The sequence below is a fragment of the Flavobacterium sp. genome, from assembly GCF_017985075.1.
Classification (GTDB): domain Bacteria; phylum Bacteroidota; class Bacteroidia; order Flavobacteriales; family Flavobacteriaceae; genus Flavobacterium.
Map to the genome: position 1 here is coordinate 1 of NZ_JAGNYF010000013.1, position 24,946 is coordinate 24,946.

At 28.4% G+C, this 24,946-nt stretch carries 26 protein-coding genes; 6 read left to right on the forward strand and 20 right to left on the reverse strand.

Annotated features, from left to right (window positions below; all coding sequences use genetic code 11):
* Together KA468_RS04325 and KA468_RS04330 are read left to right on the forward strand one after the other, a co-directional pair.
* Positions 1 to 266, forward strand: a 266-nt coding sequence (locus KA468_RS04325) for a hypothetical protein (RefSeq protein WP_291241707.1), incomplete at its 5' end; no start/stop codon positions are given.
* A gap of 7 nt (positions 267 to 273) precedes the next feature.
* Positions 274 to 678 (forward strand): tetratricopeptide repeat protein, encoded by a 405-nt coding sequence (locus KA468_RS04330; RefSeq protein ID WP_291241708.1) that lies wholly within the window; start codon positions 274 to 276, stop codon positions 676 to 678.
* Here the strand turns inward: KA468_RS04330 and KA468_RS04335 are convergent, their stop codons facing one another.
* The 4 genes from KA468_RS04335 to KA468_RS04350 form a co-directional block, all read right to left on the reverse strand.
* Positions 679 to 1,908: a DUF4339 domain-containing protein gene (locus tag KA468_RS04335; RefSeq protein ID WP_291241709.1), complete on the reverse strand. Its 1,230-nt coding sequence runs from the start codon at positions 1,906 to 1,908 to the stop codon at positions 679 to 681.
* Between the two features lie 230 nt (positions 1,909 to 2,138).
* Positions 2,139 to 2,705, reverse strand: coding sequence for a hypothetical protein (locus KA468_RS04340; protein WP_291241710.1), 567 nt, complete (start codon positions 2,703 to 2,705; stop codon positions 2,139 to 2,141).
* Between the two features lie 76 nt (positions 2,706 to 2,781).
* A complete protein-coding gene (locus KA468_RS04345) occupies positions 2,782 to 3,330 on the reverse strand; it encodes a hypothetical protein (protein ID WP_291241711.1) in 549 nt (182 codons plus the stop codon).
* A gap of 2 nt (positions 3,331 to 3,332) precedes the next feature.
* Entirely contained in the window at positions 3,333 to 4,061 is a 729-nt protein-coding gene (locus tag KA468_RS04350) for a TIGR04255 family protein (RefSeq protein WP_291241712.1), read from the reverse strand.
* 407 nt (positions 4,062 to 4,468) lie between these two features.
* Between KA468_RS04350 and KA468_RS04355 the strand changes: the two genes are divergently transcribed.
* A complete protein-coding gene (locus tag KA468_RS04355) occupies positions 4,469 to 5,197 on the forward strand; it encodes a DUF6088 family protein (protein ID WP_291241713.1) in 729 nt (242 codons plus the stop codon).
* A gap of 356 nt (positions 5,198 to 5,553) precedes the next feature.
* On the opposite strand, the gene KA468_RS04360 is transcribed toward KA468_RS04355, so the two are convergent.
* From KA468_RS04360 to KA468_RS04425, 14 genes are all read right to left on the reverse strand, one after another.
* A complete protein-coding gene (locus KA468_RS04360) occupies positions 5,554 to 6,264 on the reverse strand; it encodes a hypothetical protein (protein ID WP_291241714.1) in 711 nt (236 codons plus the stop codon).
* Between the two features lie 275 nt (positions 6,265 to 6,539).
* Complete coding sequence (locus KA468_RS04365; RefSeq protein ID WP_291241715.1) at positions 6,540 to 10,274, reverse strand: hypothetical protein; 3,735 nt, start codon at positions 10,272 to 10,274, stop codon at positions 6,540 to 6,542.
* Between the two features lie 281 nt (positions 10,275 to 10,555).
* On the reverse strand, positions 10,556 to 11,605 hold the full coding sequence (locus KA468_RS04370) for a nucleotidyl transferase AbiEii/AbiGii toxin family protein (RefSeq protein WP_291241716.1): 1,050 nt from the start codon (positions 11,603 to 11,605) through the stop codon (positions 10,556 to 10,558).
* Positions 11,606 to 11,628: 23 nt separating this feature from the next.
* Entirely contained in the window at positions 11,629 to 12,354 is a 726-nt protein-coding gene (locus tag KA468_RS04375) for a DUF6577 family protein (protein WP_291241717.1), read from the reverse strand.
* A gap of 84 nt (positions 12,355 to 12,438) precedes the next feature.
* Positions 12,439 to 12,576, reverse strand: coding sequence for a hypothetical protein (locus tag KA468_RS04380; RefSeq protein WP_291241718.1), 138 nt, complete (start codon positions 12,574 to 12,576; stop codon positions 12,439 to 12,441).
* 64 nt (positions 12,577 to 12,640) lie between these two features.
* The gene (locus KA468_RS04385; protein WP_291241719.1) at positions 12,641 to 13,276 is read right to left on the reverse strand and encodes a hypothetical protein; all 636 of its coding nucleotides are present in this window, start codon (positions 13,274 to 13,276) and stop codon (positions 12,641 to 12,643) included.
* Positions 13,277 to 13,367: 91 nt separating this feature from the next.
* Positions 13,368 to 13,508 (reverse strand): hypothetical protein, encoded by a 141-nt coding sequence (locus KA468_RS04390; protein ID WP_291241720.1) that lies wholly within the window; start codon positions 13,506 to 13,508, stop codon positions 13,368 to 13,370.
* Between the two features lie 670 nt (positions 13,509 to 14,178).
* Complete coding sequence (locus KA468_RS04395; RefSeq protein ID WP_291241721.1) at positions 14,179 to 14,907, reverse strand: hypothetical protein; 729 nt, start codon at positions 14,905 to 14,907, stop codon at positions 14,179 to 14,181.
* 230 nt (positions 14,908 to 15,137) lie between these two features.
* Entirely contained in the window at positions 15,138 to 16,328 is a 1,191-nt protein-coding gene (locus tag KA468_RS04400; protein ID WP_291241722.1) for a PIN domain-containing protein, read from the reverse strand.
* A 159-nt stretch (positions 16,329 to 16,487) separates the two neighbouring features.
* Positions 16,488 to 17,114: an ATPase gene (locus KA468_RS04405; RefSeq protein ID WP_291241723.1), complete on the reverse strand. Its 627-nt coding sequence runs from the start codon at positions 17,112 to 17,114 to the stop codon at positions 16,488 to 16,490.
* A gap of 402 nt (positions 17,115 to 17,516) precedes the next feature.
* Positions 17,517 to 18,425, reverse strand: a complete 909-nt coding sequence (locus tag KA468_RS04410; RefSeq protein ID WP_291241724.1) for a transcriptional regulator — start codon at positions 18,423 to 18,425, stop codon at positions 17,517 to 17,519.
* Between the two features lie 115 nt (positions 18,426 to 18,540).
* Complete coding sequence (locus KA468_RS04415) at positions 18,541 to 18,828, reverse strand: helix-turn-helix domain-containing protein (RefSeq protein WP_291241725.1); 288 nt, start codon at positions 18,826 to 18,828, stop codon at positions 18,541 to 18,543.
* A gap of 89 nt (positions 18,829 to 18,917) precedes the next feature.
* Positions 18,918 to 19,766 (reverse strand): RteC domain-containing protein, encoded by an 849-nt coding sequence (locus tag KA468_RS04420; protein WP_291241726.1) that lies wholly within the window; start codon positions 19,764 to 19,766, stop codon positions 18,918 to 18,920.
* 221 nt (positions 19,767 to 19,987) lie between these two features.
* Complete coding sequence (locus KA468_RS04425) at positions 19,988 to 20,701, reverse strand: GYF domain-containing protein (RefSeq protein ID WP_291241727.1); 714 nt, start codon at positions 20,699 to 20,701, stop codon at positions 19,988 to 19,990.
* Between the two features lie 184 nt (positions 20,702 to 20,885).
* On the opposite strand from KA468_RS04425, the gene KA468_RS04430 reads away from it, so the two are divergent.
* The 3 genes from KA468_RS04430 (at position 20,886) to KA468_RS04440 (ending at position 23,284) form a co-directional block, all read left to right on the forward strand.
* Positions 20,886 to 21,197 (forward strand): hypothetical protein, encoded by a 312-nt coding sequence (locus KA468_RS04430; protein ID WP_291241728.1) that lies wholly within the window; start codon positions 20,886 to 20,888, stop codon positions 21,195 to 21,197.
* 664 nt (positions 21,198 to 21,861) lie between these two features.
* Positions 21,862 to 22,632, forward strand: a complete 771-nt coding sequence (locus KA468_RS04435) for a histidine kinase (protein WP_291241729.1) — start codon at positions 21,862 to 21,864, stop codon at positions 22,630 to 22,632.
* On the forward strand, positions 22,583 to 23,284 hold the full coding sequence (locus KA468_RS04440; protein WP_291241730.1) for a response regulator transcription factor: 702 nt from the start codon (positions 22,583 to 22,585) through the stop codon (positions 23,282 to 23,284). Before KA468_RS04435 ends, KA468_RS04440 begins: the two co-directional genes overlap by 50 nt.
* A gap of 278 nt (positions 23,285 to 23,562) precedes the next feature.
* Here KA468_RS04440 and KA468_RS04445 read toward each other — a convergent pair whose 3' ends face one another.
* Both KA468_RS04445 and KA468_RS04450 read right to left on the reverse strand, forming a co-directional pair.
* On the reverse strand, positions 23,563 to 23,985 hold the full coding sequence (locus tag KA468_RS04445) for a transposase (protein ID WP_366933124.1): 423 nt from the start codon (positions 23,983 to 23,985) through the stop codon (positions 23,563 to 23,565).
* A 312-nt stretch (positions 23,986 to 24,297) separates the two neighbouring features.
* Entirely contained in the window at positions 24,298 to 24,855 is a 558-nt protein-coding gene (locus KA468_RS04450) for a hypothetical protein (RefSeq protein WP_291241731.1), read from the reverse strand.
* Positions 24,856 to 24,946 lie beyond the last annotated feature (91 nt).

Below are 24,946 nucleotides of genomic sequence, written 5' to 3' on the forward strand. Positions count from 1 at the left end.
TAATTGATAAAGTTAATTTTATACCAAATATGAGTGAATTGAAAGGTAATCAACAATTAATAAAAAAAGTAATATTAATGTTAAGCCCAGAGGATTTAAATCAGATGAATATTACTGGAAATTATTATAGTAGAACTATAAAACATAATGACTATTTTGAGCTTTATAATATGACCTATAACAAAATATCAAAAGAGACTTGGGATAGATACGCCCCTTATTTATTGCCTTTAATGGATATTGATGGAACTGTTAATCTTAATTAAATTAGAAATGAAAAAAAATATTATCCTAACTTTGTTTTTATTCTTTTGCTCAATAAGTTTTGCTCAAAACACAAAGGCATCATACGAAAAAGCAAATGCTTATTTTCAAGAGAAAAATTATTTTGCAGCTATTCAAGAATTAAATAAATTAATAAAAATAAATCCAAAAAACAAAAAAGCAATAGAATTAAGAGGAATGGCAAAACATAATCTTAAAGATGAGCGAGGAGCTATTTCCGACTTTACCCTAATAATAAGTATAGATAAAAATTACGCAAACGCTTATTTTTTGCGAGGTGTTTCAAGAATATTAAATAACCAAAAAGAAGAAGGTTGCCAAGATTTAAGCAAAGCAGGCGAACTAGGAATTAGCGACGCTTACACTATAATCGAAGCCCAGTGTAGAGATTAATTATTCTAACACAATTCTTTTTCTATTTTTCATTATGAAATAAATAATGATTGAAAGTATTATCCCAATAGTTGAATAAATAGAAAAATATATTAAAAACGCCCATTTTTTTGGTTCTAAAGAATAACGATTATAATAACTTTTATACCAGACTATCCAATCTGATGTAAAAACATAGCCATCATTTCTACTTGTTGATGATGTAATTTTATCGTCATTTATAATATGGTTTTTATCACCATTTGGTCTTATAATATGTATTGTATCACCCAATTTAAAATACTTATCGCCTACTTGATTAACTTCATAATAATCATTTTTATATTTACCTAAATGTAAATCCAAAATTTTAGAATAAGCCCCTGGAATGAAAGTACTATCTTTATCTTCCTTTGTTAAAAATTCAGCTGCACCTATGTAGCAATTTTTTATTGAAGGTCTGTATGTTGGTAAATCATAACCGGGTGTAGAAAAATAACCATAGTTAGTACCACTATGATGAATTTTTTCTGGTACTTTATATGCCATATCACCACCCAAGTAAGTGACTATTGTAAATACATCATCATTACGCCATAGATTTAGTGCGGTAAAACCATCACTATAAACATCTTTTATGTAATATTGTTTTAAATTTTTAAATATATCCCATTGTTTTAATTCTTTATCATACCAATAACCATCTTTATCATTCTCCCTTTTAATAGGTTGATAAGCTAGAATTATATCATTAGCTTTTACTGAAGCATTTTTAAAATCAATACCCATCTCTGTATCTGATGGACGATAAACTACATCGTGTAAATTACCATCTAAACGATCATCACAATAGTAATCGGAAATAGAGGTTTTGCTTTTAAAAAGTTCATTTATTTCATCGCTAATTTTATTATAATCATTTTTTTGTTGAAAATAAGTAATTAAAGCAGCAATACCGATTGAAGCAAGTATAAGTATAATTAAAATAGTATGCTTAGGTAATTTAATTTTAACCTCATCAGTAGTAATAGTTTCTTCTTTATCAATATTACTCACAACTTCGATTGGGATTATTACATCTTCACTTTCAATGGTTTCAATTTGATTTAATTCTTCAAAATCAGACAAGGCTAGCCAATTTGTTTTATCCTCACGGTAAATCATAGTATCAGAACTAAGATTTCTAGAAATTATTTCCTCTAAAGTATAAGGACCTTTTTTTTCAATGCCATCTAGGTAATAATATTTCATATTTTAAAATGTTTGATTAACATTAATGCAAAGCAATATTTAAACTAATATAACTTTAAACTAAGAGTTTTAATTAATTCAAAGATAATTTTTTTTTCTATTTGTTCATATGTTATTAAAAATAAACGAAATAATCATTTATTAACGAAATGAAGCAAACAAACAATTGATGCTAGGAATACTTGGACTAGGAGCGATTTTTGTGCAGGTGAATGAGGTAATAATTATTGTTATTTTAAATAATTTTCTTCTAACAATAATTTAAAATCTACTTTCTCATTTTTAGCATGTTTTTTTAGTAGTACTCGTACTGAGTTTGAAATCCTTTTTAAATTACCTTTAGACACCTTGCCATCTTTGTGTAATTCAAAAAAATATCTGCCATCATTAAAAAGCCATCTAATAGAAAAATGCCAAAAATTCCATTTGGCTGGAGTGTGAATAATTTTGCAGTGAAAAGTATTCTCAATATCACCATCAGTATGTAAATATGTCAATGGCTCATCATTAATCATACCAATATTAATACACCAAAAATCTCTATCATTTGTAAAATAAAAATGGTCCAAATATCTTGGAATTAATGTACTAAAATCATTGTCACAATACATACCAAATTCTTTGCCTCCCCATTTAGTCAAAGCAACAGAAATATCGACATAAGTAAAAATACTTAATAAACTTGTAGACATGTCCCCTAGCTTGTCTGAAGGGCTAAATAAATATTTGTCTTCAATTAAGCCATTTGCATCTAAAATTGGCAATTCAGGATTAACAACCTCAAAGTGTCTTATCAAAAAGTATTCTGCTAAATCACATTCGATTGATTTATATTCTACTTTGGGTAAAAGATATAAAGGAAAAATCACGCTATTAAGCTAATTCGTAGGATAACAACTCTTTTGACAAGACTTTACTCAACTTTGAATATCTGGTCTCTATTGAGTAATTATCATTATTTGAAATATTTGAAAAAATTATTTCAACATCATCTTCTTCGTTAGGGTCAAAATCGATGAAGTATTGAAGTATGTACTTATTATTATTTTTGTCTAAAGAAAAAATTAGAGTGTTATCAAAAGTAAATTCTACAGACATTTTATTAAAATCAAATGCTATCAATTCGCTGTAGATTTTTGAGAATTTATTTTTAACAATTTGTAATGAATAATCATTATTGCACAAATGATATTCTTTTTCAATTTTATTCAAGAAATTGATATAATTCTTATCAAACAAACTATCTATATCATTTGTAGCATCAACTGAAATCATTGTAGTTGCAGGAGAATTAATAAAATCATTCCCTCTTGATTGAATATAAGCTGACCTAAAAAACATTGCCCCGTAATGTCTTTCAATCGGTCTAACAATACTAATAAGCGAATTGAATTCTACACTATTATAATCTGTATATGCCATAATTAATATTTAGGGTTTAGGCTTGCTAAAAATTCTTTTCTTATTAATTTAAAAAAAACTTCTTTTTCAAGAGTATGAGCGTCATCTATAATATTAAATAGTTCGTGATGACTATTTACATTTAAATTCATCTTAATAATATCAACATCAATCACTGATGTTGGTGTTACTTTATTATCAATTACTATTGGTACATTATTATTTAAGTTAAGCACTACTTTATGTTCTTTTAAATCAAATTCAGAGGTAAAAGAATACGAATTAGAAACTATATCAGGAAAACCAAATGAGAAATTGAAATTAATACTATCTGTCAAATTAATATCTTTATATTCACTGATGTATCTAACGCCAACTCTTTTAAATGTTTTGACAACATTAGTTGAAGCAATTTTTGTTAATACATTTTTGATTTCAACAAAGTAATTTTCCCATAAAATATATTCACCCTGGCAATTAAAAGCTATAGAATTGTTGTTAATTTGGAATTTAATTTTATCATTATAAAACAAACTAATACCTCCTAATGACAATGTGAATTCTTTATTAAAACTATTTGAATTAGATGATAATTGTTGTGTCCCTATTGGTTTATTAGAATATTTATAATCATCTTTTAAAGCACTAAAAAAAACCCCTAAATTTACTTCATTTGGGTAATCACTTTCAAAGTTGATTTCAACAATTGCATCTTTAATTCTGTCTGGTGCAATAGATTTAGGTATTTTCATATAGTAAAAAGCTAAACTTTGTTTAATTAAACCAAATATAAGTATAAATTAGAAAAGGTTTGCAAATATAATGTTAATATTTGTATTAGCAAAATACAGAACTATTATACCATAATGTATACAAAATAGACACACTAAATAACATAAAAAATAAAAAAATATTTACTTAAAGGCTTATTAATGAAATGAAGCAAACAAAGAATTGATACTAGGAATACTTGGATACCGATAGTTATCGGCACAGTCTAAGAGCCATTTTTGTTTAGCTTAATGAGGTAATGAATATGTTGGTAGTTGAAAAGATGGAATCAATGATCATTGTATAGATCGTAATACAGGTAATATGTCAGGTAAAGTATAGAAAAAACTTGACATTTAAAATAAAATTGTTATCTTTGTTGCTGAATATGAAAGTAACAGATAAAATAGTAGCTAAAATAAATCGAATAGATACTGGTGATGTATTCGGATATGATACTCTTGGATTAACTTCAGATGAAATTATTGCTGGTTCTAAAGCATTAAGTAGATTAGTAGATAAAGGTGTTATAAAAAGAGCTAGAAAAGGTTATTATTATAAACCAAAAGTTTCTGTATTTGGTGAACAAAAACCTAGAGAAGATGTTTTGCTTTCGCTTTATTTGTTTGAGAAAAACAAGCAAGTTGCCTATATTACTGGGACGAGACTGTATAATAGATTGGGATTAACCACACAAGTTCCAAGTTCTATACGAGTGGCTTCTTTGGACAGACAAGTTAAAGGTAAAGTAGGTAATGTTGTGATTAAGCCAGCGAAAAGTTATGTAAAAGTAACTGCTGACACTATTAAATATTTGGAATTATTGGATGTTATAAAAGATTTGAATACTATTCCGGACTTGCAAAAAAGTGATGGACTTGTTTATTTAAAAAAGACTATTTATAATTTTGAAACCATAGAATTGAAAAAACTAATTACTTATGGTGTTGCTTATCCTCCTAAAGTTAGAGCTTTGCTTGGTGCTCTTTTGGAAGCAATGAATATTGATACAACCAACCTTTCTTTATTGAAAAAATCAATTAATCCTTCGAGTAGTTATGACTATGGAATTAGTCCCAAAATGCTTTCGACTGTTAACGCTTGGAATATAGTATAATGAATTTACATTTAGATAAAAACAACTTTGAAGGTGCTATTGTTGCAGCTGCTGACTATTTTCAAATTCCTGAGATTTTCATTGAAAAAGATTATTGGGTAACTTATGCTTTGCTATAGTTATATAACCTATTACAATATTTAATAAATGATTTTATTCCTTTAATTTTGTCCCACTTGCGTTTTGCTACACATTGTGTAGAGTTACGCAAATAGTTTATTAGCTAGTCTAATAACAAAATTATTTGAACTCGAATTGTAAATTCGAGCTATCTTGGTTCATAAGTTATTCAAATATTTAACGCGAAAGAATTAACTAATTTAATTATATTACGCGAACGTGAGTTGGAATTAAAATTATTTTTTTTTATTACTTTTTACATACTCTTTATATGTTTGTCCAAAATAAGAATTATACTTTAATGCTTCTAATGGTTTGACATATTTGATTTTCATTTTCTGGCAAAACTTGTTTCCAAAAACATCATGGATCTTTACTTCAATATCTACTAAATCATTATTTTCTAATCTAGGCATTAAATTGCCATAAGCTTCATATTCTTCAAAATATGCAACACCTGTTATCTGTTTCCCTACTTCTAAAAAAGTATCAACTTCTTTTGAATATAATTGATTACGTTGAGTTAAAAATGGATATACTTTAAGCTTATCACTATCAGGTAGTTCAATTTTAAAATCTTCTTTACTAATTGTTTGTTTAACCCATCTTCTTTTTGAACAAAATTTAGTTTTAAAGTCTGCTTTATAATAACCTAATTCAACTTTATGAATGCTGGATGAGATATTACCGATGTTTGAAACATTTAAATAAACTACAAATGCAGTCTTATGTACTGGTAAGTCATTATATGTTTCGTTTAAATCAATAATTGTACAAAAAGTACATTGTTCTAATTTTTCAATTCTAAACTTCGGACTAATAATAATTGACTTAAAAAAACCTGATACCCAACCTAATATAAAGGTTGCTATAAATAAAACTAATGACAAAAAACCTGAATTGACATTACACCAATGAATTATATTTGTAATTTCAATTTTTTCCATATTTAACTAATCTTCATAATTCCAATTTATTCACTCTTTATTATTTTACATATGGAGTTCATAAATCAAAATCGATAGATTTTAATTTATGATTTTTCTTTGATTTCGATTTCCTCCTAACTCAAATTAAACATCAAATACATCATCAAATCTAACTCAAACTCTAAAGCTTTTGTATTGTTGAATGCGAAAGGATTATCACACGAGCGGGGGTGTATAAATGTCAAAAGCATTTAGATTAAATTTTAATTACTATATTTTATATAGTTAGTATTTTACTTTTTATTTCTCAATTGCCAAATTTTTATTTTACCATTTTTTACTTTTTTCTGACCAAGTATTCTATCTGATAAGAGCGTATATAATTGATTATTTTCAATTGTATCTAATAGTTCAATTGTTTCTAGACTTCCAATTAGTTTATTAAAAGGACTACCTAGAGAATTTAATCTTGCATTGAGTATATCTAAACTAAGAGAAGGATTATAATATTTATTAAATAGAGAAACCTTGGTTTTTAATAAGTTATTTGAAGATAGCAAAGAATTTATCAAAACTTCACTTATTGGAATGTTTGTTTGTCTTAAAAGAAATATACATGTGAACGATTGTAGATTTTTATCATCAACAATTAAATTTTCATTTATAGTTTTAATGATATCAATTTTATTTTCTTCATTGAACACTTCTGAATTCATTATTTTTAAAACAATTGCACTTGTAATAGGAAGTTCATCAATTAATTCTAAAAAATCTTTCTTATTCAGTTCCGAATAAATTGTAGTTAAGTTTTCATAATTATCACTAATGCTAGTAAAATTATCAACTGAGAAGGGTATAACCTCATTTTTAATAAGAATTTCGATTTTATCTATTTCGACATCCTCCAGTTCAGAAAATTCAAAAGTAAAAGGAATTTTAGGCGCAAGTGAATTAAAGCTTTCTATAGGAATTGTACTATGTATTAGTTTTGTTATAAATTGAGTTTTAATTTCGTCTTCATTCTCTAAAATATCTTCATTTGAAAGAATATCAATTACTTCTTGATGTTTTAAATAATTTATAAGAACATCATCAAATTCATTGACCACTTTAAAGTATTCAATTACATTTTGCCATGAAACTTTTAATTTACTATTATTAAGAAATACTGGCCACAGATTTTTATCTTTTATGTCTGTAAGTTTATTTATTAATAATTCATTCTTTTCAATTAATCCAATTTCCAGATCTTGGGGTACTACTAATTCGTTCAAAATTTTTAAAATACTTGGTTCAGACTCATTTAAATTATTTTCAAACTCAAACAATACACATTCAATATAATATTCTATTTCATTATCTATATAAGAATTTAATTTTGAACAGCCAGAATTCGAAATCAATGTATAATTTGATACATTTAATTCCTCTAAATTAACCTCGTTTTCATGAAAACTTGAAATCATTAATTCAATCATGTCAAAATTAATTTTATATAGATTGTTTTCATAAATAAATTTTAATAATTGAAGGTGCTCTTCTTCAAAAATTAACCTTTCAAATTGAATTTTCTCGTCTATAAAGAACTGTTTTACTTTATTTTTATTTACATCATCGTCAAAATAAATAGGGGTTAAAGATTCTAAATAATTTAAAAAATAAACAATTGATTTGTCTTTATTCAATTCTTTTATCTTCGATAGTGAGTTATTTGCAAATATTAATCTTAAATAAAATGATTTTTTGTCAATTGAATATTCTGTTGAATTTTCTAAATAATTAAAAATATTAGTCCATTCATTTGATAAATTTATGATAAAAATATTTTTATTTTCATCATTAGTGTATTGTAAATATTCATCAATAAACAAAATTGAATTCTCCGTTTCATTTTTTACAACATTCATTATTTTGATTATTTCAACTGATTTATTATTCTCAATGAGATAATCCATCAATGAAAAATTTAATATTTCTGGTCTGTGTAAATAGATATCATCAATTTTACTTAATATACTATTAAACTCATTTAATTTTACATCAAATGATAACTGTTTCGAGTTAAAACTTAATAAGAAATCTCTATCTTCTTTAGATAAATTTCCATCTTGTCTTGAAATATAATGTTCATAATCTTCATCTATATATCCAACTTTAACTAAAAAATTAATCAAATCATAATTTTTTATTTTTTTCTTAATTTCGTCAGGCATTTTTAGTGAATTCTCATATTCCGTTTGTCTTTGAACAAAATAACTATTACTTTCAAATTCATTAAGTAGCTCTGATAGTTTCTTTGAATTTAAGGACTTAATTTTGTTTTGGTTTAATTCAACTTTAATTCTAAGTTCTTCATTATTCTTAAAAGCTTTATTTGTAATCCTTTCCAGTCTTTGTAAGTAAGTTGTTGAAGGATGTACGGCTTTTTCAATTTCTTTAAATGTTAAGTGTATAGTTGTATTATTTGAATTATACCAATAATAATTTATTGAATCAATCTCGGTAAATATTTTAAAATTAACATCATTCACTAAATCTGAAGGGATGATGTTCTGGGAGTTTAACATCACACTTATAACCCCTTGGTTATTTCTCTTATTTACAATTTCAAGGAACTTGGCTACATAAAGCATTCGTAAATCTTTAGAGTTAGTTATTATCTCTTTATTTGCTAAATCAATCAGACTATCAAAAGTTTTTGTTTCTTCTTCTATTGCTACTATTGTATCATCTGTAAGTTTACTCTTGTTTTTCAACAATCCATAAACATATCCTTTTTGCTTATTCAATAAATCGAAGTCTGTTGGTTCTACATTTTTGTATACCATCATAGCAAAAAGTTTTTTCTCGTCTATATTTTCATTAAGAATATTTTTATATACTTTATATTCGTTTGCAACAGATATTATTACTCTCATATCGCTTAAATAAAGAGATACTTTTTCTATAAAGTTTTTAAATTCTCTCTTTTCTTTTACGTTTTTAATTGATTCAATTTCATTGTTAAATCTTGTAATAAGTTCGATAGCAGAATTTGTATAGTTAATTATCGGAACGACAGGTAATATGAAATCGAAGAATTTCGTTCTCTCATTTTGTGTAAAAATATCGTCAATTACTGCGTAAACAAAAGTTACTTTTCCTTTTTCTTTAATTGGCTTGTAATTATTAATGAGGAAATTAATCTCTCGAAGTTTTATATAAATTTCAGTATTATTAAATCTATCTAAATCTTCAAAAAAAACTACATCTATTGGATTTCTTTCAAAAAAATATAAAATTTCATCAATCTCATTTTCAAAATTTATTGTTGCTTTTTCATGTTTACTTTCCAATTCTGCTTCATTTATCTTAAATTTTGTCATTTTAAAATTGATAAAAAAATCATATACTTTATAGACAATAAAGATAAGACCGGTAAGTGAAACTATACTATAAACTCTATTAAATAAAGAAGAATAAAAGTCTAATCCTAATGCAAAAATTAAAGAATCTAAAATACTATTATTTGTAAAATATAAAATTGAAATTAACCACAAGAAAAATAAAAATGATTTTACAGCAATATACTTATGATTTACAATTCTTTTAAATCTTGATTCAGGAACTTTATCAGGATGAACTTTATAAAAGAGTTGTTTTAATATACAATATTCTAATTTTGATGTAATCTTATTATCATCTTCAACAAATTTGTCATCAAAAGTTGCCAATGATATATCCATATATCTAAGAGAATATATATGTTTAAAAGTTTTTATAATTGATGTTTTTCCAGAACCATAAGGACCCGATAAGGCAATATTGTAAATATTACTATCTTCTATAGCTTCTCTTAGCAAAACAGAATGTTTGTCTTGTTCTTTAATCAAAATCTTCGCAGAAAAACTTTCAATAGACCTTTCGGTAAAACCAATTGATTTTTTATTAGCTAAATCATTTAATTTCAATATTATAATATTATCAATTAAGAATTGATTTACTTCAGCTTTATATTTTTTCAGCTTTATTTTTAATTTTTTAATCATAGTTTAATTTTTAATTTATGATTTTTTTACGATTTTGATTTCTTCCACCGTCAACCCATATTAGGCATACTTATAACATCTGTCTCGCTTCAAAAAATTATATTTTCTTTTCATTCTACTCCTTCTTGCTCTGAGCTTGTCGATGGGCAAACAACCTGACTGTATATGTCTTATACAACTCAAATATAAACACCATGCGTTTGGCCTAGCTTGTGAAAGCTTTTTGGTTTTAAGTTGCACCAAGTTTAACTTATTTTATCGTTTGAACTTAGTGCCATTTCTTATTTGTTTAATTGTAGCGCTTTATACCAATAATAAAAAGCTTCAGGGTTGTTCTTTTTTAATTTATTTAATTTGTTGTATTGTGGGGCTTCGATACTCCAGTCTTTTATTTCGAGTGGATTTGTAAATCGTACTATTTTAACTTCTTTCTCATTTTGTAGTAATTGGGTTAGATAGGCCACTTTTGCTGCTGCTGTTATTGCCTGGTCTATATTGAATTGTTCAATAGGGAAGTTAGTGAAATTGGTAATGCCCTTTTGTAATTGTTTAAAGTCTGCTGATTTTTCATTTCTTTCGGCTAGATTATAACTGGCTTGCCAGGTATCTTCTAGAACTTCTTTAGCTGTTATGTCTAATTTTCGGAATCCGATTTCTTCCTGAACCACTTTGTTGTAACTGTTTTTTACTACAGTTAAATCAGCTATGTTATCGAATAGAAAAGCGATGTCGTATAGTTGTTTTATGATTTCCGCCGGTCTGTTTTTACTGTAGAGTATTCCGGTTGTTTTTGGGGCGAATGCGGTTAATTTATCTCCTAAAATAGCATCAAATGTTGGCATTGTGATTGTAACCTCATCACCAGATGTGATTAGCCACGAGTGTTTTATTGGAACTTCTTGCGTTTCAGGATAAGGATTGGGTGTATATAGTAGGTCTAACAAAATTGGTTCAATATTACCATCTATTACACTTTTATAATAGGCTTTGAAATGTCCTATTGGCGCATCAGGTGTATGTTTACGGTTGTTGTCGTCTTCCCAACTCAAGAATATTTTATCGTCCACTATTTTTTGTAAAACTGCGGTTATTTCTTTTTCGGAATGTTCTGTAATTATATCGATGTCGATTGAAAATCGTTTTGGTTTTTCGGTTGCTAAGACTAAAGCCGTACCGCCTTTGAATATAAAGTTTAAACTGTTTATTTGTAATTGTTCCAATAGTGTTAGTGCCCAAATTACTTTTTCAATTAATTTGGCATCGCTATGTTTTCCTAACTTTCTTTTTAAGTTAAGAATCCAATTACTGGTATGTGTTTCGTTATTTATCATTTTATAGTATTGGCAAAAACGGTTTATTTTGCCTTAATTATATTGGTTTGGTTTTTAATTTCAGATACGCGATTTCTTCTCGATGCGTAGCGTTTCATTTTTGATTCGTTGATGTTGTATTTGTCAAATGCACTTTTGAAAATAAATTCTAGTTCGCCTTGCTGTGCTGAAAATAGTTTCTCGTCTGCAATTATGTCTACTAAAATTTTTTCTAATGTTGGTACATTGATGTTTTTCCATTTTAGTATTGGCGCTTCTGAATTTAAATTTTTGATGATTATGGCATTATCTAAAGCTCCGATGTATCGTTCAATTGTTTTTTCGTCTGGATTGATGAAAACATTTGAGAAGTTGTTATTGAGCTGGTTGAATACTTGTTCAATGGCTATTTTTTCTACTTCTACAATTGTGAAATTTTTGAACGTTTGATGCCGCATTACATCATTCAACCATGCGCTTTCCCACACGCAATACTCTACAAAAGGGAATGTTTTGTTTATGATTGATGCTATTTTAACTAATTTATTGTTTAGATGCGGTTGAAATGTTTCTTCTTTACCTAAGGCATACATGCCTCTTGAAAGGGAATGGATAATACCTTTCTTTTGTAAAATAGATAAATAAATATTGATAGTATTATCTGTCCAATTTGTAAAATCTTTTTTGATTAATACCAATAGTTCTTCTCTAGAGATTTTGTCTCTAGATTTAAAATATATATTTATTTGATTTTCTATTGTAACACTCATTTTTCGCTTATTTTAAGCAAATATACATCTTTTTTTTAATTAATATAAAATTGGCAAAAATATTTATTTTTTGCCAATTTTATATTAATCGTTTGGTTTGTGTTTGTGTGGTTTTAAATCAGGGTGTTTTGGTTTTGTTTCGGGTGTTACTCTTCTTCTTTTGTCTGGTGTTCCGTCTTCTTTTTTTGGTTTTGGTCCTGGTTTGATTGCTTGTATGGTCATATTTGTTTTTAGTATTTAGTTGTTTGCTACACGATGGGAATCGCTCAGTAGTGGTTGTAGTACTTTATATTAGAGAATAAATCTTTTCTATAAATAGAATTATTTTTCCAAATTTATATATTTTTCCAGCTTTTGATTTTATGACACTTATTGTATTTGTTGATTCTATTTCTAGTTTAATTAAATTAAAAATTTGTTCGTAATTTTTTCTGTTTTCAGTAGAAATTTGTTCCATTATGAAACTAACTTTTAATAATAAACCTTCAAGTTCTAAATATGATTTTTCGACAGTATTCTCTTTTAATGAACAAAAAAAGTAATCAATAATTTCCTTTTCCTTTACTTGAAAAAATAAAATTGCTGGTGTTTTAACTTTATCTTCTACTTCAAATTCTTCAAAAAGAAATCTATTCATTTCTTCTACAAAATTATTTCTAGATTTCTGTTTATATTCAGAAGTTAACTCAAGGTAAAATACCGTTAAATTATGACCCGATATTTCATTCAGAGAATTGAAGTATTCATCATCTTTAAGTACTTTAGTTACTTGAGGATTTTTAAAATCGTGAATAATCAATGCGAAGGAACTTGCTTTGCCTTCTTCTTGATGTTCGGAACAAATCTTTTTGAAATTTTGAGCAAATTCTTTTATGTAAATTCTTTCACCAGTTCCTGGATTTCTAACGTAAATTGGAAACATATATGTATCGTATTTTTTATTATTACCGCTAACATGGTAATATCATCAATGCTATGTAACTTTTTAAGCTTTGGTTAATTATATATTAATTCTATTTTTTTTGTGTTGATTTTGATGGTTTTAACGATTGTGTATTGCCTGGTGTTCCTTTATTATCACGTTGACGTTGGTCAGGCTTTCCTGTTGATTTTGCTATTCTTTTTGGTCCTGTTTTGATTGGTTGTCTGGTCATATGATTTTAATTTTAAAATTGATTAAGCACGGATTACAAATCCGCGACATCATGGTTTGTAATCTGTGTCTTTTTGGTTTGTTATTAATTGAAGGGATCTATTATTTTGCAATATAATTTATCTATTCATCAAAAGGAATACGTATAAATACGTATTATTAAATTTGAGTACTATCAAAAAAATTGTATGAATGTTATCTAAAAATCGCTCGATACTTTGTTGAAGTTCAAAGCTATTCATCCCAATGCACTATCAAAAGATAGTATAATACAATAATAACAAAGGAGTTATTTTGTTTTTAGACGGAAAAATTAAATAGTTTGTCGTGAAAGATTTTACGATTTTCCTGACAATTCGTTACTATTGATGATAATTGTAGTTTTCCAAGCGCATGGCTTACTGTGTTTTGAGACAAGATGGTTAAGTTCATTTCAATATGGGTATTTAAGTTTGGGATTGGAAAAGTACTAAAAATACTAATATATAGTTTAATTTTTAGTATTTTTTTTTGTAGTAACTATATAAAAGGGTTCTTAATACATTTTAAGGGGTTGCTACGTCAGTTAGTTAAAACTCGGGTTAAAAGATTAAGCACGGATTACAAATCCGCGCCATCATGGTTCGTTTATTGAATTTTAGATATTAATAAGTTTTATTTCTTAAGTTAAATTAGAAAACTATATCGACTAATTCAGCTGATTCGTCACTACCACCTTTTACTTTTATTATTGCTCCAAAATTTTTGTTTCTTACTTTTTTTCTTAATTCTTTCCATTTATTTGCAAGAAACCATGAACCTCCACTTGTACCCCATTCTCCTAATCCAGCAACACATATATGTGTTCTATTAGGGAAAAGTCGATCATTAAATTTTATAATCACTGCATAATCATTTACCCCGTCAACTTTATATATTTTCTTTCTATCTTTTTTATTGACAATGAAATCAGCTTTAAATTCAAAAAAAATATTTTGTACACTTTCTATTACTTCAATTGTTTTATAATTATTGAACCCTCCTAATGAGCAATATGAAATATCAATTTTATCTTTAATTTCATCATCAGAGATAAGTTTTGGACTTTTTTTGAGAAACTTTGAATAAGATTCTGATAAATATTTAGCAGCCTTTGTTTCTGCAAATGAAACAGGGTTACTCATATTAAATTCTCCATTTGTTTCTGGCTTTAAGAAAGGATATCTGTCTTGGGAATAATATTTAGGTTTTAAAATCATTTTTCCATAAACAATATAAAAATTTTGTGTGTCAGTGCCAAATATTTGTTTGTATCTGAAACCTTTAAATTTTATCATTAGGTAAATAAAAAGACGATCAAAAACTGCAACTAAAATCCCTCCTAAAAGATTAATGAATAAATTATGAATATCTGTGTCCATTGTGTTTTGTTATTAAATGTTATATATAAATTTTGAGAATGTAGAAAAACAAGTTACTGATTATTGGAAGTAAATAGTAATGTTACACTTACAGTCGTTGTTTTTCATTTTTTTTATTTTGGTCCTGTTTTGATTGCTTAGAGGGGCATAGGTTATATTTTTAGGTTAGTTGTTAATTTGTTCTTTAATGCAGCTTCAAACTCGGGAGACTCTAGAGACCAGGGATTAAATTATTTGCTTTTATCTCCTTGATTTAATCCTGATGAGTCATTATCATTACTTTTATTCTTATTTATATTTATATTGTTTTTAAGTTGTATGGTTTTTGATAAATCTCCGAAACCCTTCCAATAATTAGTATCATTCATCGTTTGATTAATTTTAGCTATTGTCTCATATAATTCATTAGGCCACAAATAATTCAAATTGTTCATGTGTTGTACATTTTGCATCAAAGAACTAGTATTCTCATTTAATGGAATTAATGTATTAGATCCTAAACTAGAAATGTTTCCTAGAAATTCATTTCTAGCTTCATCAGAGATTCTAATATCTTTTATTTCTTCTATTGTTTTATCTTTTAGGTCTGTTACTAATCCTCTCTGTTTTGCAAATTTTAAGAATTGGTCTGAATTATATATTAATATTCTTATTCCAGTTAGATCATAAAATTCTTTTATTAGCTCTTCTCTAGGTCTTATTGTTATACCATTTTCTTTCTTCCACCAATCATCTTTTCCATCATCAGTTACAAAAATTAGTGGTTTTTTATTTCTTTTTGAATATTCAATAAGTTCTTTCCAAATTAATAAATCACCATATAGATGCCTTTGCCCTTTTTTTTCTTTTTCTTTTAAATCTTTATAACCAGGGGGGATTTCCTCCAAATATCTTTCTTTACCTTCTTCGTAAATTTTTTTTAAATCTGATTTTAAAGGTTCTTTTCCTATACAACATTCAAATAACAATGTAAGCTCATCAAGAATATAATCTTTAGTTTTAAAATCGGGATGCTTCTTTTTTTGTTTTTCTAATAGAAGTGATATTTTATTTAAAAAATCTTCATTCTGTTTTAAAAGTGATTGAATTTCAATTGAAGGATGACGTTTATAGTTATTAATGGCTGTTTTTAAATTATTCTGGAAGATATTATTGTAAGATTGTTCTAAACCTATATAGGATTTTTCTAAATCATCAATTACTTTTATTCTATTGTTTAAATATTCAAAAGCAACTTGAAAAGGAATGAATAAGTTTTCTTTAATAAATTTTAAAACATGTAAAAAGTCTTTTCTAGTAACATCTGTATATCTGTATAAATTTAATAAAGTATTTGCGTCAAATGCGAATACTCCATTAGTCCAAGCATCTTCGATTTCTTGTTCTGTTGGATCATAAAATCCAATAAATTTTTTTTTCATATAAAAGTAAATTTTTAAATTTATTAAGCACGGTTTACAAATCCGCACTATCGTGAGCTAAACCCGCATATAGATTTTTGTTGGCATGTTTAAGGTATGTTTTAATATTTTCAAATCTATATATTGATTTATAATTTTCAAATACGTATTTATACGTATTTACTTACGTTTGTCGTTTGTGGTGTTATCAAAGGCGATGAGGTTGCATAGTTCTCTTAGTCGGGAGCGTACTCGGTTGCCGTAGTGTTTTTCTATTTCGGTGGCGGATAAGTTTGTGGTGATGTGGGTTTTAAGTTTTTTTGAAATGAATAGGTCGTATCTGCTTAATATGATTTCTGCCATGACGTTGCATTCATTACCGAAGTATTTTAGGTTGTTTTCTGTGCCTAAATCGTCAAAGCAATAGGTTCTTGGTTCGGAATGATAGAGTTGGCCTATGCTGTATTTGTGGATGATTTGGTAGCCGTCTTGTATGAATTCGAAGCTGATGTCACGACAGGGTTTTATGGCGAATTTATTTTCGGGTTGGGCCAAAAGTTTCATTAGATTCATTAGTGTGGTTTTTCCGCTGCCAATTGGTCCGGTTAATATTATTCCTTTATTTAGGTTTATGCCGTATTGGGAACATACTGGTTCGTCGTTTAGGAAATAAGCTAATAGTTTGTGCACGATTGGGTAATCGGTTTCAAGGATTTTGAAATTATTGCCGTATAGTTCAATGCCTTTTTTTTCTAGCCAATTGATTACTTCGGTGTAGTTGTAATTGGTTTTTATTTCTGTTTTCATAGTTTTAGATTTAACCGCAAAGTCCGCAAAGATTGACGCAAGGTTCACAAAGGTTTTTTAGCCACGGATTAAAAGGATTTACAAGGATTTTTTAATTTGAACCACATAGAAACATAGGTTTTATAGTTTTTTTGGATTGTGTGAAAGGCGCTTCGCTTTGGATAGGTTAGCATAGGTTTAACCGCAAAGAGCGCAAAGGTTTTTTAGCCACGGATTAAAAGGATTTACACGGATTTTTTAATTTGAACCACATAGAAACATAGGTTTTATAGTTTTTTTAGATTGTGTGAAAGGCGCTTCGCTTTGGATAGGTTAGCATAGGTTTAACCGCAAAGAACGCAAAGATTGAGGTTGGGTTCGCAAGGATTGAGATACTGAAACAAGTTCAGTATGACAAGAAGTTTATAAAGGTTCTGCATAGTCTTTGTCGGTTGTGGTGTTTAGTTGTTTTGGTCGATTAGTTGGTGATGTGTCGGTGTTGTGATTAAAATTAATGCTGTTTAGGATCCAATTTTGTGCAGCGGCTTGCCAGTTGTGCATCGGGATCTTCCCTCCTATTAACCAGCCGATACTGGAGAAATAATTGAAGAATTTTTGAGCTTCGATTTCTGGAAAGTTGTTTTCTTGGAAATAGATTTTGACTTCTTCGATTGTTGGTGGTGTCTTTTTTAAAGGAGATACCTCGGCTTCGCTCGGTATGACACGAACATCTTTTTCTTTTTCTTTTTCTTTTTTTGCGGAACTTTTTTCTTTTTGTGTTCCCTCGCTTTCGCTAGGGACTACAATTTTATCTGAAGAATTATCAATTTCTTCAAAATTATTTGTGTGCTTTTGCACGTTTGAAACGTTATTTTCGTTTAAATTATTTGTATTGTTTATATAGTTTATAGAAGGTACTAACGCTTGTTCAACACTAGTCTCACTACTCGTACAAGACTTGTTTAAAACTTGTTCAGAAACAAGTTCATTTTTTGGTTCATATTTTGGTTTTCTTTCGGATTTTGAAAATGGTTTTAAATCTTCTGAAAAGTTGAAAAGAATGACGTGGCTCCCTCTAAATGGGTTATAGGACGGTTGGTAGTCTATATATCCTAAAGCATGTAAATTCTTTAAACATTTGTGATAAGTGGCTTTGGAACTAATTTTACTTATTCGCATTATCTCATCGCGACTTATGCTTATTGGATTTTTGAATCGGTTGCAGTTCCAAAATTGGAATAAGGCGATGTATAGACTAATGTGTGTTGGATTTAGTGTTCGGTCTAGGGCTACTTTTTCGAAGAAGCCGGTTAGGTGTTTGATGTAGTTCATTTACTAGTGATTAGTGATTAGTAAAAAGTGATTAGAGCAGCTTGAACTTTGTTCAAGAATTGACCAGCTTTGCAGGAGATACCTCAGCTTCGCTCGGTATGACAAATAAGTTACTCTACTTAAATAGAGTTGGTAAGGCCTGTACCTTGTTTCCATTTAATAGCTTGTCAATATCTGTATTGTCATAATACATGATGCCTCCTATTTTGGTATAGGATAGGGTTCCGTTAATGCGGAGGTTTTGTAAAGTGCCTGGTGAGATGTTTAACAGTTTGCGGACTTCATTTGATTTGAGCCACTGTTTGGATTGTTGCGGTTTGGATTGAATGATTTCTTTTAAATCGTTCAAAAGAAGACTTCTGAATTCGTTTAAGTCTTCAATGGTAATAATTTGTACTGCCATAACTTATGATTTAAATTGTTATGGGACAAAATTGAAGGTTTTGATTTATTTTCTTTCACAACGGAGGTTGTGTTGTGAACGATTTTTATTTAAATTACCTCATCGGAGTTTTCCATACGTTTTAAAAGTTGGTCGTTAAGTGTATTGATAAATTTTGTTTTATCACTCTTTCTTGCCCTAATTTCAAGGAATACTCGACGGTATTGCCCTAGGTCTATTTCAAATATGTGCTCAAAATATTCGGCTATGTCTTTTAAATCGGCTGCGCCATTATTGAAAACACCTTCTGTTTGTAATGCATACATTAATTCTACAAGGGCTACTTTTGAGCCTGTCCATGTCATTTTCACGTTCGGTTTGCGTTGTGATTTTTCTGAGTATTCATTATTATCTAGCATGAGCAATTGATTTTCTAAATATAATTGTATTAAATCATTGGCCAGAATAGTAGCTACTTTGAAATCGTGAGAAGTTGAAAATGATGTGTCGGTTTCGAAATAATAAGAATCTAGTGCTAATTTAATATCAAATTTTCCTCGTAGGAAATATTTATAATCTAAATAGGTGCTACTAGAACGAAAATACTGGTAAAACTCTAATTCATTATCGAAGAATGCTTTGAGTTTTAGTAGTTCGTTATTATAATATTTTTTAAGTATTCGATTTCCACCATTGGGTTTTTTCATTTCAATTTTGTACACGCGATTGAAATAAATTAATTTTGAGGTAAATTGGGGTTTAATCTCTTTGAAGAATTGGATTTCTTCCGTTTCGGTTTTAAAATTTGATTTGGTTGTTATTTTTTTAAGTTCATTACTTGACTTTAATATTATAGTAATCGCCTGCTCACACTTCTTGATTTGATCGTCTATTTCTAAATCAATAAAGTTGAGTTGTTCGTTGAGGTGATTTAATAGGGTTGTATATTTGGGATTCAAGGGGGCTTGAGTTTTGATTATTACTATTTAACAGCGCACACCCCACAACTTCCACCATTTTTAGCACAGTGTTTGCAGTACTTGCAATTTTTACAGGCGGTACAGTTTTTTGAGCCCGTGCATTTTTTACCTGCTGTGTAATAGGTGGCTGAACTTACTACTGTAGTTAGTATAACGATTGCTGAAATAATAAGTGTTTTTTTCATTTTTATATTTAATTTTTAGTTTTTGCAAATAAAAGGGTCTGGATTTCCTGGGACAATAGGCTTGTTATTATCATAACATAGGTTGAGTTGTTTTGAGTAAATACTTTTAATGTAAACGCGAACGGTTTTACCTCTGTTGCTATCTGGCGCCCTAACCGATTTTGTATCGTTTGGGCTACTGTTTTTCAATACTAACTTTTCGACATTGAAAATACCTCCATTTTTTTTGATGTATTCGACTTCAACCATTACCTCATCTAAAATATAATTGGTATTGTTTGTAACCGTAATATCTAGGTTAGATATACCTCCCAATCCGTTACTAGTGTATTCATTTGTGTTTGCTACTACTAGCGTTGTAATTGCATTTCGTGTTTGTTGTTCTGCTTCTTGCTTTAGCTCCTGTTGTATTAATTTATCTTCTTCTTTACTGACTTCGTTATAGATTGCTAACCCTACTGCTGCTATACAACCTATTACAAAAAAGCCAAAAAACCAATTTAAGACCGTTTTTTTCCAAATTCTATTTTTTGGTTTTTGGTGTTGTGTGATTGGAGGTGGTGTATTAAAAAATAATTCATGAAGATCTTCATAATTTTCTGCACAAGTCCATCTTTCTTTGCCTTCTACCCAAACTGGAGTGGTTTTAACTATACCAAGTTGTTTGAGTTCTTTTTTATCGAATGGGCCTATACTATCTGTGCCATTGTGTAAAAAATATTTTTTCATTATTTTAGAATGTTTATATAGTGCTAAAGTCTACTCTTTAGATTATTTAGACAATACGTATTTATACTAATCTTGTTTTATTTGTGTTTTTAAAAATTTATGCGTTTCTATACGTATAAATACGTATTTTAGTACCGAAAAACCATATTACATTTGGCGTTATTAATTTTAAAAATTTCATTTTATGAGTTTAAATCCAAACACAGGGAGTATTATTACTAAAGAAGAAGCCCAAACATTAATAGCTGCCTTTGGCAAAAAATTTCCAGGAGAAGTAGTTGCTTCTTTTATTGGAGAAAACAATGTAAAACAAATATTAGAACAAGACAATTGTATAGGCTTGCGTATTTATAATGGCTATAATGATGCTGAACAAAAAATAAGCTTGGTTATGGTAGGTGTGGATGCGGAAGAGCAAGATATGTTGGATGGAAATATTATTTATGATAAAATGGTTACATGCCCACCTATTTGTGCTCATAATGGTTTGGTTTAATTAAAAAGTAAGCCTATCGTATACGATAGGTTTACATATTTTTATTTCTAATGTTTTTACTATATTTTATTATTATTTTTGGCGCTTGCCCTTTACTTTACTTTTTAATTGCTAAAAGAAAAGATTATAGAGAATTGAAGCCAATACTACCTTTTGTTGTACTTACATTTATAGCTAGTTTTTATGAATTTTTTGGATCATTATTTTTAAAATTAAATGTTTCTTATTGGTTCGTTATTTATGATATTCTATCATTTTTCTGTATTTATTATTTTTACTTACAAGTTTTACACAAGCATTTTTCGAAATTATTCCAACTATTTTTAGTTGCATTCTTTATACTATGTATTACAATGTATCCATATTTTAAAGTTGATGAATTTTTAATTATTACTTCTTACATCGACACATTTATTACATTATTTATTCTCTTTTTTACAATTATTTGGTTTAGAAAGCTAATACTAGAAGCATATATAGAAAACCTGTTGCAGAATAGTACTTTTTATTTTATTTCGGGGTTTATATTGTATTATTGTGGTACACTGTTTTTATTTTTACTAAGTAATTACATTTATAAAGTTGAATCAAGCATGTTTCAATCCTATTGGGTGATTAATATATTATTAAATTTGGTTTTACGAACTCTTTTACTTGTGGGGCTATGGAAGGCGAGAACGAATTAAAATCTATAATTTTTATTGGTACCTTTTTAATGTTATTTTTAGCATTTGGTTTGTTGTTTATGGTGTTGTTTTATCAACGTCATTTGGCAAAAATTAAAAAGAAAGAAGCTGAATTATTATTAAAAACCGCATTAAAAAGTGAGAAAAAAGAACGTAAACGTATCGCTAAAGATTTGCATGATGCTATTCAGAGTGATTTGAATGCGATTCGTAATTATGTTATTTTATTTTCTAAAAAGAATAGTCATACGGATGCGCCTGAGCTTTTAGAAGCCATTCATACCTCTTTGGAACAAACTATTGAAAATACCCGATTGATTTCTTATCAATTGATGCCTCCATTATTAGAAACAGCTGGATTTAATTTGGCATTACGTGATTATTTTGAACAATTGAGTGCTTCGAGTGGTAAGCGTTTTGAATTGGATATGAACTTGGCCGAAACTTTAGTTTCTGATAAAATTAGTTATGAAATGTTTCGTGTGGTTCAGGAATTGACTTCTAATATGCTTAAATATGGTTCTATGACCATTTGTACCGCTCGATTGAATACAACTTCTAAAGGTGTTTGTTTTGAACTGATTGATGATGGTATTCCTTTTGATTTTAAAATGGCCTATAAACAAACCAAAGGAACCGGACTTCAAAATATTCAATCGCGATTAAAAAGTATTTCTGCGACCTTAGAGCAAGAAACCATTGCTAAAGGCAATCATTATAAAATTTATTTATTTCCTATTTATGATTAAAGTTGCTTTAGTTGACGACCATCAGCTATTTAGAAAAAGTTTGTCGTTATTATTATCTTCATGTGAAGGTATTTCTGTTGTGTATGATACTTCTGATGGTATGGCTTTTTTAAAGTATTTAGAAGAAGCCGAACTGGACGTATTACTATTGGATTTAGAAATGCCCATAGTTCATGGATCCGATGTTTGTAAGCAAGCAAAGTTTATTGATCCTGATCTTAAAGTAATTATTCTATCGCAATTGACTTCTAAAGAAGCTGTGCATCAAGTTATGGAAATAGGTGCAAATGGTTATTTTACAAAAAATTCGTCTCCAGATATTTTAGAAGATGCTATTAGAAATGTTTTTGATAAAGATTATTATTTTGATATCGCTTTGAGTACTGTTATACGTGAAGCTTTGTTGTGGAAGAGAAAACGAAATACCTTTTCCGATACGCCTAGCGTTCATTTAACGCCTAGAGAAATACAAATTATACAATTGGCCACTAAGGAGAAATGTAGTAAGGAAATTGCTGATTCACTTAATATTAGTACACGAACAGTAGAAAAGCATCGTAAACATATTATGGAGAAAACAGATTCTAAAAACTTTATTGGGGTTATTTTGTATGCTTTGAAGTCTAATTTGATTCTTTTAGAGGACGTGTAAAAAATAGATTATTGTTCTTAAAATTCAGATTTTCAACCTGATACAACAACTACAACCACTCCTAATAAAAAACTATATTTTTAAACAAATATCGCGCGAAATGAACTTCAGCGTAGCTAATCCTTCGCGTGGCTTTACAATTTAAAATATTGAAAAACATAAATATTATCTAACAATCCTTTTTCCCCTGCATAATCAGGAGCACTACTGTATTTATAATCTTCTGGTTTAAACACAATTCCTTCTTCTACAGGATTATTGTGAATATAATCAATTTTTTACTGAATTACTTCATTACTCCATAACTCTATTGGTTTGTTATCATGGCTCCAAAACTGAAAATTAGTTGTATTGGAACTTTTCTCAGCTTCTTTCTTAAAATAATCTAATAAAAATTCTTTTCTACTTTCTTTAGGATTCTCTTGTATGGCTTTGATAACACTTCGGCTTGTAAATCTTTTAAAATCGCCTAATAAAAGCTCCGGTTTTTGTTCTTCTGTATTTCTAAATATCAAATGAACGTGATTGGTCATTATGCACCAAGCATGTATCTCCATCCCCTTACTATTTTGACAAAATTCTAAGCTTTCTAAAAGTAAATCTTTGTATTCGTTTCTCGTGAATACATCTAACCAACCCACAACTGCAAAGCTTACAAAATATAAACCCTCTGGATTATGAAATTTATAATTTCTACTCATATTTTACTTTTTTCAAATATAACAATATATTTTAATTCATATGACTAGAACCACGGATGGAGATAGAACCACGCGAAAGGATTCGCGCGGCAGCGGTGGTATGACTTTTAATATAGTATTTATTGACAAACCACTTAAATAATGATTGTATTTAATAATTACTGTATTCGTTTTTTAGTTACCACGCGAAGGGATTCGCGCGGCAGCGGGGGGGATTCGCGCGGCAGCGGTGGAGAAACTATTCCGTCTAACGGAATGGTTTCTCTATTTTTTAAACCTGTTACATAGGCAAATTATTTTTTAGTTTTTTATTTAGTAATGCATATCAAATCTACCTTCACGCACTTTTACAATTTCTCCATTAGAATTTATAGCATCATACCAAAATGTACCACTCAATATTGCATTATTATAATTATGGTAAGTTATTTTAAATTCGCCAGTAATAATTGAGTTTGAAGAATAGTAACCTGGGTCGGGCGAAGCAACTGCATTAATAACATACTCTCCAGATTTTGAATTAGCACCATATTCTATTAAAGGAAAAGTTACACCAACATTATCATGAAGATTTTGATTAAATGAGCTAATCAAAATTGTTCTAATATTTTCATTTCCTCCTTGAATTATACTTTCTCTTATTCCAAGTGTAAAATCTTTACCATCTATATAATAACAAACTAGATTACCTGTGGTAAAATAGCCCTTTGGCAAAAAAGCAACACCATTAACCAAACAACCTGCTGTGTTAGCCCCTGTTTGTGTAGCTGGTGGTAGTTTTTCGAGTTCTGTTTTAGGTTGTTCGTCATCGCCTTTATTACAGCAACTTATTACGAAAGTTGTTAACAGTAGTAAAATTAAATTTTTCATAGTGAATTATTTTAATATGTTTATCAAATATAATTAAATATTGTCATGAAATTGTTCATAAAAGTTTACTACTAAATTGTTTTTAAAATAT